15 protein-coding genes and 1 pseudogene are annotated in these 15,851 nt (G+C 61.2%); 5 read left to right on the top strand and 11 right to left on the bottom strand.

The window, feature by feature from the left end; genetic code table 11:
* Positions 1-29 precede the first annotated feature (29 nt).
* The 5 genes and pseudogenes from GGQ66_RS16415 to GGQ66_RS16395 all read right to left on the bottom strand — a co-directional run bounded on the left by GGQ66_RS16415 (position 30) and on the right by GGQ66_RS16395 (position 3,077).
* Positions 30-704 carry an SLAC1 family transporter gene (locus tag GGQ66_RS16415; RefSeq protein WP_370686369.1) on the bottom strand — a complete coding sequence of 225 codons (675 nt, stop codon included), beginning with the start codon at positions 702-704 and terminating at the stop codon, positions 30-32.
* Between the two features lie 61 nt (positions 705-765).
* Positions 766-930 (bottom strand): annotated as a pseudogene (locus tag GGQ66_RS23390) (dicarboxylate transporter/tellurite-resistance protein TehA); the annotation flags it as partial.
* Positions 931-1,053: 123 nt separating this feature from the next.
* The gene (locus tag GGQ66_RS16405; RefSeq protein ID WP_183793817.1) at positions 1,054-1,260 is read right to left on the bottom strand and encodes a YgaP family membrane protein; all 207 of its coding nucleotides are present in this window, start codon (positions 1,258-1,260) and stop codon (positions 1,054-1,056) included.
* Between the two features lie 88 nt (positions 1,261-1,348).
* The gene (locus tag GGQ66_RS16400; protein ID WP_183793816.1) at positions 1,349-2,005 is read right to left on the bottom strand and encodes a Crp/Fnr family transcriptional regulator; all 657 of its coding nucleotides are present in this window, start codon (positions 2,003-2,005) and stop codon (positions 1,349-1,351) included.
* 13 nt (positions 2,006-2,018) lie between these two features.
* Positions 2,019-3,077 carry a hypothetical protein gene (locus GGQ66_RS16395; RefSeq protein ID WP_183793815.1) on the bottom strand — a complete coding sequence of 353 codons (1,059 nt, stop codon included), beginning with the start codon at positions 3,075-3,077 and terminating at the stop codon, positions 2,019-2,021.
* A 147-nt stretch (positions 3,078-3,224) separates the two neighbouring features.
* Here GGQ66_RS16395 and GGQ66_RS16390 point away from each other — a divergent pair, with 147 nt between their 5' ends.
* Together GGQ66_RS16390 and GGQ66_RS16385 are read left to right on the top strand one after the other, a co-directional pair.
* Entirely contained in the window at positions 3,225-3,695 is a 471-nt protein-coding gene (locus GGQ66_RS16390) for a MaoC family dehydratase (RefSeq protein WP_183793814.1), read from the top strand.
* Positions 3,692-4,162 (top strand): MaoC family dehydratase, encoded by a 471-nt coding sequence (locus GGQ66_RS16385; protein WP_183793880.1) that lies wholly within the window; start codon positions 3,692-3,694, stop codon positions 4,160-4,162. Before GGQ66_RS16390 ends, GGQ66_RS16385 begins: the two co-directional genes overlap by 4 nt.
* 76 nt (positions 4,163-4,238) lie before the next feature.
* On the opposite strand, the gene GGQ66_RS16380 is transcribed toward GGQ66_RS16385, so the two are convergent.
* Genes GGQ66_RS16380 through petA form a run of 3 tightly spaced genes read right to left on the bottom strand, consistent with a single transcriptional unit; the run spans position 4,239 to position 7,056 of the window.
* On the bottom strand, positions 4,239-5,117 hold the full coding sequence (locus GGQ66_RS16380) for a cytochrome c1 (protein WP_183793813.1): 879 nt from the start codon (positions 5,115-5,117) through the stop codon (positions 4,239-4,241).
* A 26-nt stretch (positions 5,118-5,143) separates the two neighbouring features.
* Positions 5,144-6,454, bottom strand: a complete 1,311-nt coding sequence (locus tag GGQ66_RS16375) for a cytochrome b (protein ID WP_183793812.1) — start codon at positions 6,452-6,454, stop codon at positions 5,144-5,146.
* 23 nt (positions 6,455-6,477) lie between these two features.
* Positions 6,478-7,056, bottom strand: a complete 579-nt coding sequence (petA, locus tag GGQ66_RS16370) for a ubiquinol-cytochrome c reductase iron-sulfur subunit (RefSeq protein WP_183793811.1) — start codon at positions 7,054-7,056, stop codon at positions 6,478-6,480.
* A gap of 355 nt (positions 7,057-7,411) precedes the next feature.
* On the opposite strand from petA, the gene GGQ66_RS16365 reads away from it, so the two are divergent.
* Entirely contained in the window at positions 7,412-8,347 is a 936-nt protein-coding gene (locus GGQ66_RS16365) for an endonuclease/exonuclease/phosphatase family protein (protein ID WP_183793810.1), read from the top strand.
* On the opposite strand, the gene GGQ66_RS16360 is transcribed toward GGQ66_RS16365, so the two are convergent.
* On the bottom strand, positions 8,344-10,215 hold the full coding sequence (locus GGQ66_RS16360) for an ABC transporter ATP-binding protein (protein WP_183793879.1): 1,872 nt from the start codon (positions 10,213-10,215) through the stop codon (positions 8,344-8,346). The two genes, GGQ66_RS16365 and GGQ66_RS16360, sit on opposite strands and share 4 nt — an antisense overlap.
* Before the next feature lie 198 nt (positions 10,216-10,413).
* Here GGQ66_RS16360 and GGQ66_RS16355 point away from each other — a divergent pair, with 198 nt between their 5' ends.
* On the top strand, positions 10,414-11,730 hold the full coding sequence (locus GGQ66_RS16355; protein WP_306414079.1) for a vWA domain-containing protein: 1,317 nt from the start codon (positions 10,414-10,416) through the stop codon (positions 11,728-11,730).
* Positions 11,731-11,802: 72 nt separating this feature from the next.
* On the opposite strand, the gene GGQ66_RS16350 is transcribed toward GGQ66_RS16355, so the two are convergent.
* Positions 11,803-13,674, bottom strand: a complete 1,872-nt coding sequence (locus GGQ66_RS16350) for an ABC transporter ATP-binding protein (RefSeq protein ID WP_183793809.1) — start codon at positions 13,672-13,674, stop codon at positions 11,803-11,805.
* Positions 13,675-14,051: 377 nt separating this feature from the next.
* On the opposite strand from GGQ66_RS16350, the gene GGQ66_RS16345 reads away from it, so the two are divergent.
* Complete coding sequence (locus tag GGQ66_RS16345; RefSeq protein ID WP_183793808.1) at positions 14,052-14,510, top strand: tRNA (cytidine(34)-2'-O)-methyltransferase; 459 nt, start codon at positions 14,052-14,054, stop codon at positions 14,508-14,510.
* 30 nt (positions 14,511-14,540) lie between these two features.
* On the opposite strand, the gene GGQ66_RS16340 is transcribed toward GGQ66_RS16345, so the two are convergent.
* Complete coding sequence (locus GGQ66_RS16340; RefSeq protein ID WP_183793807.1) at positions 14,541-15,824, bottom strand: hemolysin family protein; 1,284 nt, start codon at positions 15,822-15,824, stop codon at positions 14,541-14,543.
* Between the last annotated feature and the right edge of the window lie 27 nt (positions 15,825-15,851).

Genomic DNA, 15,851 nt, shown 5'->3' with positions numbered 1-15,851 from the left:
CGTTTTCGTTTGCGTCGGTCGGCTTGTCATCATTCCGGCTGGAGCAGATGCCCGTCGAACAGGGCTTTCAGCGTCCGCGCTGTGACAACCGCCAGAATGGCCGAGGCGGCAGCAAGCACGAACCACAGGGCAGGCGCCTGCCAGTCGGCGGAATAGCTTTCGGCGGCCAGAAGCGCGGCAACGGTGAAGGTCGCCGTCGGGAAGGTCAGTCCCCACCACGACATGGCGAAGGGCACGCGGAGGAAATCCCGGATCATGACGAGATAGACCAGAACCAGAAAGGTGGCATAGCCGAAGAGCGCCAGCGATACCGGCCCGAAACTGCCCGTCAACTGCGCCAGCGCCACACTGGAGACCGCCGGCGGAGCGAGGAAGATCACCAGCGTCGGACGCAGCCGCTCCGGCAACGGCGGACCGCTGAAGATGCGACCAAGCAGAAGCGGCTGAACACTCACCCACAGCACGATGCCAATGCCGAACAGCATCCACGAAAGGCCTGTAAAGCCAAGCCGGGCACCAAAGATGGGCGCAACGACATTGCCCACCAGCGGAATAAGAAGCGGCGGGGTAAGCGCCGCCGCTTCGCGCGGTGCGTTCAGCAGGCTGCGAAACAGCCAGACGCCAACACCGAGATGCAGCACGACCGCGATGCTCCAGATCGACGCCGCCAGATCCGGCGCATAGGGAATGGCGCCGCCAGCCACCAAGCATCAGGCCGATCGAGATGGCTCCGGCAAAAGCCGAGCGAACGGGATGTGTCAGGTCGCCAGCCAGAGCCGCGGGGTGGCGCAGCGCCCGCATCGCATGCAGAACGGCCACGAGAACCCAGATGATCGCGGCTGCCGCCAGCAGGGCCTCGCCAATCACAACCGGCGCGCCCAAGACCCGGCTTGCCTCACGCCAGCCCAGCCCAAGGCCGCCAAAGCCCATCGGCACGGCAAACAGCGGAAATGGCAGATGCGCGAGCTTTTCAGCCCGCGCTCCACCAGTGGATACAGCTTCACTCATGGTCAGCGCTCATCCGATCATCGGTCAAGGCCCGCTTATGCCCGATCAAACCTTCTTCACCGGGCAGGTGTTCAGGCCAAGAATGGAATAGAGCGGGCACGTCGACAACAGGCCGGTCGCCAGCGGTACGATGCCGATCAGCGTCCAGTAACGCCAGGAAGCATCCGGAAACAGGAAGAACATCGCCAGAAGAACGATACCGACGAGAATACGCAAGACGCGGTCAATGCCGCCGACATTCCGGGAAAACATGACATCACCTATGGGTGCGGGTTAAGAATGACTTAATCTACGCTCCCTGCCCCCATCCTGTCTGTGACATAGTCACGGTGGGCGCGATTCAGGCGGCGTCCGCCAACCGGGCGAGACCGGCCCGGTCGATAATGCTGATGTGGCCCCGATCGACCGCAATCAGCCCGCGCACCGCCAGCGTATCCAGCCGGCGTGAAACAACCTCGCGGGCCGAACCGATGACGGTCGCAAGTTCCTGATGGGTGGTGGACACCACACCCCGCGCATCCGCGCGGGAAAGAAGCGCCATGGCCAGCCGCTCCTCCACCTTGAGAAAGGCGACACACTCCAGAAGGAAGGTCACATCCGCCAGCCGGTCGGCAAAGGCCTTGAAGACAAAGGCCCGGAATGCATCCGATTCACGCACCAGTGTGGAAAACTGCGCGGGCGGGATCATCACCGCGACGAGATCGGTATCGGTAATGGCCTCGCCGGTATAGGGCGCGCCTCCCAGCACACCGAGCGTGGTCTGCACACAGGTTTCCCCCGGTGCGACGGTGTAGAGCAGAAGCTCTCGCCCCGTCCGCCCGGTCAGATGCACGGAAACCCGTCCCTTCAGAACGATAAGGAACTGCGCCGCGGTATCGCCCGGGCGAAACAGCACCGTCTTGGCCGGTACGCGCACGGGTTTCAGGGCATCCAGCAGCGCACGGGCCTTCGGGTCCAACCCGTGGATGAAGGAAACGCTTGCGGTCCAGTCGGTCATGCCCCCCTCCCTCTCAAACGACCGGCGGCAGAGCGACACTGACCGACGGGGGCAGAAGACCGATCACCCTTCGGCGCAGCGCCCGCCAGCCGACCCCGATGGTCAGCACCAGAAGACCGACGAGCAGGAGCGCCAGAAAGATGGTGTTATCGGCCTGCAACTGCCCGTGCCGCAGCAGCGCGACCAGTGCGGCAATCAGCGAGACAAGACCGGAGGTGACGAAGGCGCGACGGTCTATGATGACCCCGATGGCCATCAGCAGGAACACGACGGAAATGATGATACCCGCCGCCTGCCACAGGGTTTGCGACGAAACGAAGAAGGGCATCACGCTATCGCCACGCAGAAACAGCGACAGCGTGGCCGAAAGGAGCGCCGGCGCCGTCACCAGATGGAGCCAGAAGGCAATATCCGATCGCCGGGTCTCGCGGCGCGGGTCGGAAAGGTCATAGCGCATCGCCAGCGCAAACAGCAGCAGGGCCGCGACGAAGAAGATGGCCACCGCCAACCCGTGCCTGTCGTCGAAAATATCGTCCGTCCCGAACGCAGCCCCGAGCCCCCAGAAGACCGCAGCCAGCACCATGGTGGCCAGGGTCAGAAACAGGCCGGCCAGTGCCATCGGCACGCGATAGCGCCAGGCAAACAGACCAAGCGTCACGGCCAGCGGCGCAAGCGTCACCAGCGCGCGTGGAGCCGGGGCGATGTTGTCCAGGAAAGGCCCGTCCATCAGCGTCACCGTCAGCATGATCGTTGCCACCACTGTGGCGATGGTCAACGCAACGGCGGGCAGCGCCAGCCGCTGGTGGCGAACGAGGATTTCGGCAAGAATGACGATAGCGGGCGACGTCGCGAAAACGGAGGCGATACCGGTTATGCCGGTCAGTGCGATCGCCACGCCGATCGTGATGAGGACATCGTGAAAGCCGCGGATGAAGCGCGGCGTTTCCGTATCCGGCACTTCATCCGGCGATGCCGCTGCGGGCGCAAAATAGGAAACGAGCCTGCCGGCCTGCTCCACCGTGATGACACCATCGGCAGTGGCACGATCCAATACGGTTTTCACCTCGTTCACGCAGCCATCTCCTTGAGCAGAACAGGCGTCATGGGTAAACGCTGGCACCGGTGTGATCAAGTCTTCCCCCTGACAATTGCCCGGGCAACTTGACCGCGTTCGCCATTCCGGTGTCAATTCACCAATGGAGAAACAGGGAGGAACGATATGGAGGACTTTGTCCTTTCATTCGAGGATTTTACGGTTGGGCGGCGCTTCCCGCTCGGCCCCATGGCAATGCCCCGCGAGGCGGTTATTGCCTTTGCGGAAGAGTTCGATGCGCAGCCGATGCACCTCGATGAAGAAGCCGGGAAGGCGAGCCTGCTGGGAGGGCTGGCCGCTTCCGGCTGGCACACCAATGCGGCGGTGATGCGCATGATGTTCGAAAGCTACATCGGACACTCGACCTCGCAGGGTTCGCCCGGGATCGATCATCTCGCATGGAAGCGACCCGTCATGGCCGGCGACACGCTGTCCGGGCACTCAATCGTGCAGGAGAGCCGGCCACTCAAGTCCCGGCCCGGTCTCGGCATCGTCCGCTTCCGCAATGAAATCGAAAACCAGTCAGGCGAGTTGGTCTGTCTGTCCGAATTCTCGGTCATCTTCCGGATGCGGGACGAAAGCCGGGGGGCCGCCTGATGCGCATGATCGAGCTATATCCCATCGGCCAGCGCATCGTTCTGGGTGATCTCCTGTTCACTCCCGAAGACATCGTCCGGTTCGCATCGCAATTCGATCCGCAGCCCTTCCACATGGATGCGGAAAAGGCGCGCGATACGATGTTCGGCGGCCTCTGCGCCTCCGGCTGGCACACCTGCGCCGGGTGGATGAAGATGATGGTCGCCTTCCACAAGGCGGAAGCAAGACGCTTCGCAGCCGAAGGTATCGCCCCGCCACGCATGGGCCCCTCACCCGGCTTCAACGATCTGAAATGGCTGAAACCCGTCTTTGCAGGCGACACCGTCACCTATTCGCAGACGCCGCTGACAAGCCGTGCATCGCAATCGCGCCCCGGCCTCATCATCAATACCGGCCTTGCCGAAGGTGTGAACCAGAAGGGCGAGCCGGTACTGCGTTTCGAAAGCAGCGTCATCGAATACGCCTGATCGTTCCCCCTGTCCGAAACGAAAGAAGGCGGCCCGAAAGCCGCCTTCTGCATGAATACGCCAAGCGTTCGAACGCTCAGTGTTCCTTGTTCGAATAGACCGCGCGCTTCGTCAGGTAGAGGAAGCCGGAGAAGATGACGAGGAACATCATCACCATGAAGCCGGTCTGCTTGCGCTGCTCCAGATGCGGCTCGGCGGCCCACATCAGGAAGGCGGAAACGTCGCGGGCGTAGTTATCCAGCGTCGGCTTGGTGCCGTCGGTGTATTCCACCGCTTCATCGGAGATCGGCGGCGCCATGGCGAGCGTCGCGGCGCCGGCAAAGTGCGGGTTGAAATAGGCGCCTTCCGGGACCGTAAAGCTTTCCGGCGCTTCCACATACCCGGTCAACAGGTTGTAGATGTAATCCGGACCGCCTTCCTGATACTGCGTGAAGATATCGAAGATGAAGGTCGGGAAGCCGCGTTCCACGCCGCGCGCCTTGGCAAGCAGCGACATGTCCGGCGGAGCCGCGCCGTTGTTAGCGGCGGCGGCCGCAGCCGTGTTCGGGAACGGCGACGGGAAGTGGTCGGAGGGAACGGCGGGACGTTCATACATTTCGCCATCGCCATTCGGGCCATCCGTCACCGTGTACTGGGCCGCGAAGGCCTTGACCTGTTCTTCCGTGTAGCCGAGTTCGCCCAGCATGCGGAAGGGCACAAGCTTCATGGAATGGCAGGCCGAGCACACTTCCTTGTAGACCTGCAGGCCGCGCTGAAGCTGTGCCTTGTCATACTTGCCGAACGGGCCGGCGAAGCTCCACTTCTGCGGCACCGGCTTGTAGACCGGGAAGTGACCGCCGGCGACGGCGTGTTCCACATCGGCCGCCAGACCATGGCCTTCGGCGGCAGCGGCGGAACCCGCGCTGAAACCCGCAACGGCGGCGATCAGAGCGATGCTTGCAACAAGCTTTTTCATCGTTTCAATTCCTTTTTGCCGCTGTCTCAGGCCTGAACGTCGGTCGGCAGCTTGCCGCTCTTGGCCAGAACCGCTTCCGTGATGGAATTCGGGATCCGGCGCGGCTTCTCGAACTTGCCGAGGATCGGCATGATGACGAGGAAGAAGCCGAAGTAATAGAGCGTGCCGAGCTGCGAGAGGCCGACATAGTTGCCCCAGATGTTGCCGGTGAACAGGCCGAAGAGGCCGGTACCGTCAGCCGGGCGCGAGCCGAGCCAGCCGAGGAAGATCGCATTGACGACGAACACCCAGAACAGGACCTTGTAGACCGGGCGGTAGACGGCAGAGCGAACCTTGGACGTGTCGAGCCAGGGCAGGAAGAACAGGACGATGATCGCACCGAACATGACCAGAACGCCACCGAGCTTGGAGTCGATCGGGCCGACGTTGAAGGTGATGGCGCGCAGCATGGCGTAGAACGGCAGGTAGTACCATTCCGGAACGATGTGGGCCGGGGTCTTCAGCGGGTTGGCTTCGATGTAGTTGTCCGGATGGCCGAGATAGTTCGGCATGTAGAAGACGAACCAGACATAGGCGATGAGGAAGATCGAGACGCCCACGGCATCCTTCAGCGTCGCATAGGGCGTGAAGGGCACGGTATCGGTCTTCGACTTGACTTCAACGCCGGTCGGGTTGGTCTGGCCGGTCACATGCAGCGCCCAGACGTGCAGGATGACGACGCCGGCGATCATGAAGGGCAGCAGATAGTGCAGCGAGAAGAAGCGGTTGAGCGTGGGATTGTCCACGGCGAAGCCGCCAAGCAGAAGCTGCTGGATCCACTCGCCGACATAGGGGAAGGCGGTGAAGAAGCCGGTGATGACGGTCGCGCCCCAGAAGGACATCTGGCCCCAGGGCAGAACATAGCCCATGAAACCGGTCGCCATCATCAGCAGGTAGATGACCACGCCGAGAATCCAGAGGATTTCGCGGGGCGCCTTGTAGGAGCCATAGTAAAGACCGCGGGCGATGTGCAGATAAACGGCGATGAAGAAGAACGATGCGCCGTTGGCGTGCATGTAACGCAGCAGCCAGCCGTGGTTGACGTCGCGCATGATCTTTTCAACGGAGTTGAAGGCAACCGTCGTTTCGGCGGAATAGTGCATGGCAAGCACGACGCCGGTCAGGATCTGGATGATCAGCATGACCGACAGCATGGCGCCGAAGGTGTAGGAATAGTTCAGGTTCCGCGGAACCGGATAGGCGACGAAGCTGTCGTAAACGAGACGCGGCAGCGGAAGGCGCGCGTCGACCCATTTGCCAAGGCCGGTCGTCGGCTGGTAGCTGGAATGACCACTCATGTAATTTATCCCCCGAAAGCTTCTTAGCCGACCTTGATGACGGTGTCGGACGTGAATGCGAAGACCGGAATGTGCATGTTTTCCGGCGCCGGGCCCTTACGGATACGACCCGAGGTGTCGTAAACCGAGCCATGGCAGGGACAGAACCAACCGTTGTATTCGCCGGACGTGCCGAGCGGAATGCAGCCGAGGTGGGTGCAGACACCGACCATGACGAGCCAGTTTTCCTTGCCCTCGCCTGCCGAACGGGCAGTATCGGTGGCTTCGGCAGCGGCATCGAGATTGGCGTTGCGCGCGATCGGGTCTTTCAGTTCGGAAACCGGGACGGTCTTCGAAGCCTCGATTTCCTCTGGCGTGCGGTTGCGGATGAAGACGGGCTTTCCGCGCCACTTCACCGTCAGGGACATGCCCGGTTCGAGGCTCGACACATCGACCTCAACCGAGGCGAGTGCCAGCGTCGATGCGTCCGGGCGCATCTGGTTCACAAACGGCCAGGCCACGCCCACCGCACCGACGGCGCCAAGCGCGCCGGTCGTCAGATAAAGAAAATCGCGGCGGGTCGTCCCACCCGCAGTCACGCTATTACCCTCGTGTTCGCTCACGGTTCAAAATCCCTCTGCGAAAGTACCGAATTCCACCGCATCCTTCCGGGTTTCGTCTCCCCGCCCGGAGGGAATTGGACGCATTCCAATCAACGCGCCTTCTAGGCTCGATACAATATTATGTCCATATCGAACGCCCCCACAAGGGCACTATGTCGCGGGGGAAATCCTTTTATCCCCGGCATCAAGCATAATTTAATTGCACTGCATCAAGTGTATTTGACAATGATCAAGCAAATAACATTTTCAACCTCGAGAGCTCGGAAGACTCTGTGCGCCAGCCTGTGCATTGCACAATTGTCGCACGGCATGTTAAACGCAAACGACAGTCACGGACCCCGGCAGGAAATATTGAATGCGACATTCCTTTTCCTGCATTTCATGCACACTTGCCGCAGTCCTCATCGGCGTGCTGGCAACCCGCTACGTCCATGTCCTATCATATTTTTCACCGTTCTACAGCGCGCAGACCCACATGGCCCTGCTTGCTGCTGCACTTGCCGGCTCCAGCCTTCTCTTCCGGCGTAATCTGCCGGCGGTTGTGCTGCTGCTGGTTGCGCTGGCCATGGCCGTGCACATTCCGGCGAGGCTCTACGCACTGAGCGATCTCGCAACCGCCTCGCAAGGCACCGGCAAGACGAGCCTGCGGATCATGAGCTTCAATATTCTTGGCGACAACTTCACCGGCGGCCCGGCAATCCGCGACGAGATCACCCGTTCTGGTGCCGATGTCGTCGTGATTCTCGAGGCTGAGCCGCTGCAAAGCCAGTTGAAGTCGCTTGAGGCCACCTATCCCTATCGGCTCGGCTGTGGCGAGGGAACGGCGACCTGCGACCTCATGGTCATTTCCCGACATCCCTTCGTGGAAAAGAGCATCGGCACGCTGAGCGAGCTGCGCGCCGAACGCTACATGCAGGTGGCAGTGGAGATCGACGGCAAAAAAGTGAATGTCGTGGCGTCCCACCTGAGCAAGCCCTACTTCGACCACTTCCACACCGCCGAACTCTGGCGCCTCTGGCGAAAGCTCGGCCGCATCGAGGGACCGCTGGTTCTGGCGGGCGATTTCAACGCCTCCAGCATGGCGCCGGACATGATGTGGTTTCTGAACAACACAGGGTTGCGTCGCGCGCCCCTTGAGCCATCGACCTGGCCCATCAGGCTCGGCCCGATGGGCATCGCCATCGACCACATCTATGCCCGCGCACCGATGCGGCTGACATCACTGAACCGCATTGGCGATTCGCATGGCTCGAACCATTATGGCCTGATGGCCGATCTCATCCTCGACTAAGCGACCGGCATATCGCGCGAGCCGATGAAGCCGCCCGATTGCCGTGCCCAAAGCTCGGAATAGAGCCCGCCGGCGGCAATGAGTTCGGCATGTGTGCCCTGCTCCACGATGCGGCCCGCGTCGATCACCACCAGCCTGTCGAGCGCCGCGATGGTCGAAAGCCGGTGCGCGATGGCGAGAACCGTCTTGCCCCGCATCAGCCGATCGAGGTTGGACTGGATCGCCGCCTCCACCTCGGAATCGAGCGCCGATGTTGCCTCATCCAGCACCAGAATGGGTGCATCCTTCAGCATGACACGGGCGATGGCGATACGCTGGCGCTGGCCACCGGAAAGCTTCACCCCGCGTTCCCCCACCTGCGCTTCGAGCCCCTTGCGACCCCGGTGGTCCTCAAGCTGCCCCACGAAACCGTCGGCTTCGGCCCGCTGCAAGGCTGCGGCCAGATCCTTGTCGCTGGCGCCGGGGCGACCGATCAGGATGTTCTCGCGGATCGTACGATGAAGCAGCGACGTATCCTGCGTGACCATGCCGATGGCCGAGCGCAAGGATTGCTGCGTCACGGCGGCAATATCCTGCCCGTCGATCAGGATGCGTCCGCCATTGACGTCGTAGAAGCGCAGCAGAAGATTGACGAGTGTCGACTTGCCCGAGCCGGAACGTCCGACGATCCCGACTTTCTCGCCCGGCCGGACCACCAGATCGAAGCCGTCGATGACGGACCGGTCCCGCGTATAGCCGAAGGTAACGTTTTCAAAGCGAATCTCGGGGCCTTTCACCACCAGCGCCCTGGCATCCGGCCTGTCGGTCAGGCCGATGGGTTCGGCGATCATCTCGGCCGCGTTCTGGATGGTGCCGATATTGCGCATCAGACCGTTGATCTGGCCCATGGTGCGCCCCAGCAGCATGTTGAACCGCAGCATAAGCCCCAGCGAAAAGGCGATACCGCCGGTCGTCACCTGCCCCTTCATCCATAGGTCGATGGCAAGAATCGCCAGTATCGCGATCATCACGCCGGCCAGAAGGGTCATCGTGGATCTTGCACCGACGATCAGCCGGGAAAAGGCCAGGGCGGCCCTGCGGCTGCGCTCGAACCCGTCCAGCACATAGGCGTCGCTGTCCTTCTCGCTGGAGAAAAGCTTGAGTGTCTGGATATTGGCGAAGGAATCGGTGATGCGCCCGTTGAGCATCGAGGCGGTGTCGGCATATTCCCGCGCCCGGACGCGGATGCGGGGCACGAAATAGCAGGCAATGAAACCGAATCCGACCACCCACAACAGGATCGGGATGGCCAACCGCCAGTCGAGCCCCACCATCAGCACGAGCGTGGACATCAGATAGATCGCCACGAACCAGATGTTCTGGATCAGCGTCGACACGAGATCGTAAACCGCCTGGGTGCCCTGTGCGATGCGGGTCACGATCCGCCCGGACAGATCGTTCTGAAAGAAGGACAGCGATTGCCGGGAGACGTGGCGGTAGGCTTGCCAGCGCGCGAGGAAAGCGAAACCGGGCGCCATGACCTGCTCGTCCGTCAGCGCGTTCAGCAGAACGATCGCGAAGCGCCAGAACACGACAACGGAAAGCATCAGGGCCAGTTCCCAGCCGTGATCGGCAAGAAGCCGGCTCCAGCCGCCCTCGCGGGCCGTGACATCGAGAATATCGACCAGACGCCCGGTGAAATAGAACAGTCCCGCCTCGATCAGCGCCGTCAGCCCGCCAAGAACGATCAGCGCGGCGGTCATGCCCTTGGCCTGCCGCACGTAAAACCAGACGAAGCCCCAGACCGTGGCCGGCGGCCGATGGTCCGCCCTGTCTGCGAAAGGTGAAATCCAGTTTTCGAAGGGGCGGAGAAGGGCGCGGATCAACATAAACGACCTATAGGCCGAACCGGCGGCGCGACAAAGCCACAAGCCGGACGACCGCACATTATATTTCCGTAATGAAGGCGAACGGGGGTGTTCCCGCACCTGTCGCGGTTTGGCACGCTTTGCCGGAAAAGCCGCAAATACTGCGTTTTTCAGTTCGGGACAGGGCGAAAAACCCTAAAATTGGCAGGCTTCACTAAAATGCAACCAAGCCTGTTAAGCCATAGCCTATCTTTTTCTTCTAATTTACCCGAGACAACCGGACGACTTCACGAGATCGGCAGAAAAGCGATGAAGACCGCAAGCAAAAGAGACGACCGCAAGTGCCGCTTCTGGAGCGACAGACGTGGTAACTTTGCCATCATGACTGCCTTGATCCTGCCGGCGGCGATTTTCACCGTGGGCGTGTCGGTCGATCTGATCTCGGCTCTTGACCTGAAATCCGACCTGCAATCGAGCGCGGATGCCGCTGCGCTGGCCGCGTCTTCGGCAATGATCAGCACGACCAAGACCTACACGAAGGCTCAGGCCGAAGCAGAAGCCAAGCAGCTTATCGTCACCCAGTTGAGCCAGTCGCTGGCCGCGAGCGGCAGTTCATCGCTTTCGGATCAACTGGCAGACAATACTGAGGTCACCGTCAGCAAGGTTCCAAGCCCGAAGGCTACGATCTATAACGCCGTGGTGACGACAAGTTTCAACATGCCGCTGACGCCGATGACGCGGCTGTTTGCCGGCGACACCATGACGGTCAAGGTCAATAGCAGTTCGCAGTCGTCACGCTCGAACACGGTCGGCCTGTCCATGTATCTGGCTCTCGATCGTTCGGGCTCTATGTCATTTCTGACCGATGAAACTGATCCTGACAGCGCCTCGTGTGACAACTATACGAGCACGAGCTGGCCGAACAAGGATACCGGCGTTGGTGGTTGCCGCATGCGCAAGGTGAAGGCGCTGAAGAAGGCTGCCGACAGCCTTTTCAAGGCATTTGACAAGATGGACCCATCAAAAAATCTCGTTCGCGTCGGCGCCGTCGCCTACACCCACGAGACATACCCGCCGCAGGCGATTACCTGGGGGACAAGCGCTGCATCTGCTTATGTCACGGCCATTCCGGATAAGCCGGAGGGTGGAACGGATTCCAGCGGTGCCATGCAGGTCACCTATGACGCACTGAAATCCTCGAATACGACGGAAGCAACCGCGCATAGCAGCGTCGGCAACACCTCGTTCAAGCGTTTCATTCTGCTGATGACGGACGGGGAAATGACCGGCTACAGCAACGCATGGAACGCCACACTCGATCAGGCGACCCGCGACATCTGTACCCGTGCCAAGAATGACGGCATCACCATCTATACCGTCGCCTTCATGGCACCGGCCAGAGGAAAGTCGCTGCTGAGCTTCTGCGCCACCGACGCCTCCTCGTATTATGAGGCGACCAACATGACGAGCCTCGTCAGCGCCTTCGAAGCCATTGCAGCCAAGGCCACCAAAAGCACATCGCTGCTCACGCAGTAAAGCCGCCAAGGAAAAGCAGAACAGGAAAGGCCCGCACTTGGCGGGCCTTTTCACGTTGCGGGAACCCGTGGGTCAGGGCTGAGCCGCTGCGGCCTTCTCCTCGGCCTCGGCGTCCGTCTGGTCGGCCAGAAAGCCGCCGGACTGGCGGTTCCAAAGATCGGCATAAAGACCGCCTTCGGCAACCAGCGCGTCATGCGTACCCTCTTCCACGACACGGCCACGGTCGAGAATGACCAGCCGGTCCATCTCGGTCAGCGTCGACAGGCGGTGGGCGATCGCGATCACCGTCTTGCCTTCCATCAGCGCGAAGAGGTTCTCCTGGATTGCCGCTTCCACCTCGGAATCGAGCGCAGACGTCGCCTCGTCCAGAATGAGCACCGGGGCGTTCTTGAGGAACACGCGGGCAATGGCGATACGTTGCCGCTGGCCGCCGGAAAGCTTCACGCCTCGCTCACCCACATGGGCATCGAGCCCCGTGCGCCCCTTCATGTCGGTCAGCGCCTCGATGAAGTCCCAGGCGTTCGCCCGCTTGGCCGCGTCGATGATATCGGCGTCGCTGGCATCCGGATGACCATACGCGATATTCTCGCGGATGGTGCGATGAAGCAGCGACGTATCCTGCGTGACGACGCCGATCCCGGCCCTCAGCGTATCCTGCGTCACCGCGGCAATATCCTCGCCGCCAATGGTGATGCGGCCCTTTTCCAGATCGTAAAACCGCAGAAGCAGGTTCATCAGCGTCGTCTTGCCGGCGCCGGAGCGCCCGACAAGACCAACCTTCTCGCCCTTGCGGATGACGAGGTTCATGTCGTCGATGACGCCTTTGGTCTTGCCGTAATGGAAGGTGGCGTGATCGAAGACGATATCGCCCGCTGCACTTTTCAGCGCCTTCGCGCCCGGCTTGTCGGTGATTTCGTGCGGCTTCACCATCATGTCCATGCCGTCATAGACCGTGCCGATATTTTCGAACAGCGCGGTCGATTCCCACATGATCCAGTGCGACATGCCGGTGACGCGCATGACGAGCGCGATCGCCGCTGCAAAGGCACCCGCCGTGACATCGCCGTTCAGCCAGAAATAAAGACCACCGGCAGCCGTCAGGCCCATCAGCGCCGCATTGTTGAAATCGACGGCAATATTCAGGCCCGTGATCTGCCGCATCTGCCGGTAAACCGTGTCGAGGAACGTATCCATGCTGTCACGGGCGTAGGCTTCCTCCCGCCCCGCATGGGAGAACAGCTTGATGGTGGCAATGTTGGTATAGGAATCGACAATCCGCCCGGTCATGGCCGAGCGTGCATCCGCCTGTTCGCTGGAAAGCCGGCGCAAACGCGGCACATACCAGCCGAGGATACCGATATAGATCGCCAGCCACAGAATGAGTGGCGCAACGAGCCGCAGATCGGCCGACGCCACCACGAACAGCATCGAGCCGACGAAGGAGATCGCATAGATGAAGACGTCGATGATCTTCATCACGCTTTCACGCACCGCAAGCGATGTCTGCATGACCTTGGTCGAAACACGGCCTGCGAATTCATTCGCGAAGAAGTTCATCGAATGGCGAATGAGATAGCGATGCATCAGCCAGCGCGCCATCATCGGATAGTTGCCGGCCAGAACCTGATGCATGATCAGGCTGTGCAGCGCGCCCATGCCCGGCAACGCCACGAAAGCGACGAACGCCATGAAGCCAAGCTTCCCCCCCTCGTTCTGAAGGAAGGTCGCCCGGTCGGCGGTCGAAAGCCAGTCGACGATGTTACCGAGAAAGCTGTAAAGCGCGGCTTCCGCCACCGCGATGCCGAACGACATGAGGCCGAGCAGAACAAGCCAGCCGGCGGCGGGCTTGCTGTAATGCCAGCAAAAGGCAACGAGCCCGCGCGGCGGCGCGGTCGGCGTCTCCGCCGGATAGGGATTGAGGCGCTGTTCGAACCAGCGATACATGGCACACTCCGAAATGAAACCCGGCTGAAACGCGCGGCCCGGAAAAGCCGTCATGCGGTCAGCCGCTGAAAAGGACTTAGAGATTGGGATTGACGACCCGATGAAGAAATTGACCCGCAAGGGCGGAATCAGGCGGAAATCGTTCGCTCAAGGAGGCGGATGATCAGGGTATATGTCATGTCATGCCTCCTTTCTTCACGGGTTACGTTGGGTGCAGATTAACCAATCGTTTCTCTTTTGGGAAGCGCCTGAAGGACAATCGGCCCATCTGTTGCCATGTCGCCACAGACAGGGGCTCCCCATCATTCCCTGCTTTCGCACGCAACAAGACTGGCAAAACAGCTTTTCAGTCGCGCTGAAAATGCTAAGCAGAGCCCATGAGCCAGCTTCGTATCGCCCTTTACCAGCCCGATATTCCCGGCAATGCCGGCACCATCCTGCGCCTTGGCGCCTGCCTGGGCATCGGCATCGATATTATTGAACCCGCCGGCTTCGTGCTGTCGGACGCCAATCTGCGCCGCGCCGGCATGGATTATATTGCCAAGGCCATGCTCACCCGCCATGTGAACCACGCGGCCTTCGAAGCATGGCGCGCCACCACCGGCCGCCGCATCGTTCTGGCTTCGACCAAAGCGGCCCTGCCCTACACGGATTTCCACTTCCGCCCGGATGACGTGCTGCTCGTCGGCCGCGAAAGCGCGGGCGTGCCCAACGATGTGCACGATGGCGCGGATGCCCGCATCCTCATTCCCATGCAGTCCGGTCAGCGTTCGCTGAACGTGGCCGTATCAGTGGCCATGATCGCGGGAGAGGCCCTGCGGCAGACGGGGTTCTGAGCGCGGACACTCCTGACCCCAAACGTCGCGTCAATTCTCTCCGTCAATTCGTGAGGCGAGAATCTTGTCGACGCGCCAGCCGTCCATATCGACGATTTCGAAACGCCACTTGTCGCTTTCCACAACCTCGCCGACCCGCGGCAAATGGCCGAGCAGTTCGATGACGAGACCGGCGGCCGTCTGGTAGGAGCGCTTTTTCGGCAACGGCACGCCAAGCTGGTCGGCCATTTCGTCGATCGGCATTTCGCCGGAAACCAGCCAGGAGCCATCCTCGCGCTGAACGAGATAGTCCTCGTCCTCCGCAAAATCGGCGCGGAACACACCGGCAATCGCTTCCAGCACGTCGGCGGGTGTCACCACGCCTTCGAAGTGACCGTATTCGTCGTGAACGAGCAGGATCGGTACCTGCGCCTGCCGCAGCGTTTCGAGCACGCGCGTTGCGTCCATCGTGTCGGGAATGATCGGCGCTTCTTTCAGCCAGTTGCGAATGTTGATCTCGCCGGTGCGCAGCACCTCGGCCAGCACGTCTCGCGTCTGCACCACACCCACCATGGTTTCCTGTCCGCCTTCCGAAACCGGAAGCCGCGAATGGCGCGCTTCCATCAGCGTGGCGCGAATATCCTCGTCGCTGTCGGAAAGATCAATCCAGTTGACATCCTTGCGGGTCGTCATGAGACCGCGCGCCGAACGGTCGGCAAAGCGCATGACCCCGGAAATCATCTCGCGTTCGCCGCCCTCGATGATGCCCGAGGCTTCGGCTTCGGCAACAAGGGTGCGGATTTCCTCTTCGGAAACGGTGCTTTCGCTTTCGGAGCGACCCATCAGCCGGAAAATGAGCTGGGTCGAGGCATTGAGCAGCCAGACCGCCGGCCCACCGATGCGTGACAGAAGGCTCATGCCCGGCGCGACCATGCAGGCGATCCGCTCCGGATTGGAGAGCGCGAGATGCTTGGGTACGAGTTCGCCTACCACCACGGAGAGATAGGTAATGATCGAGATGACGACACCGAAGCCGAGCGGGCCTGACACGCTGGCGGGCACACCGTTCTCGAGGAAAATGTCGCTCAGCCGTTCGCCGAGGGCGGCACCCGAAAACGCACCGGCGAGAATGCCGACGAGCGTGATGCCGATCTGGACGGTCGAAAGAAACCGGCCCGGGTCTTCAGCCAGTTGCAGGGCGGTGGCAGCCCCGCTGCGACCTTCGGAAATCATCGCCTTGAGGCGGGCCTTGCGGGCAGAAACAATGGAAAGCTCGGAAAGTGCGAAAACGCCGTTGAGCAAAATCAGAAAGATAGCGATGAAAAGTTCTAGCAAGACCTGTGATGCGCCGGATATGTTTTG

Origin of the sequence: Allorhizobium borbori, assembly GCF_014196535.1 — a bacterium.
Lineage (GTDB): Bacteria > Pseudomonadota > Alphaproteobacteria > Rhizobiales > Rhizobiaceae > Ectorhizobium > Ectorhizobium borbori.
The sequence above is the reverse complement of the archived record's forward strand: the minus strand, read 5'-3'. Positions and strand labels throughout refer to the sequence as shown.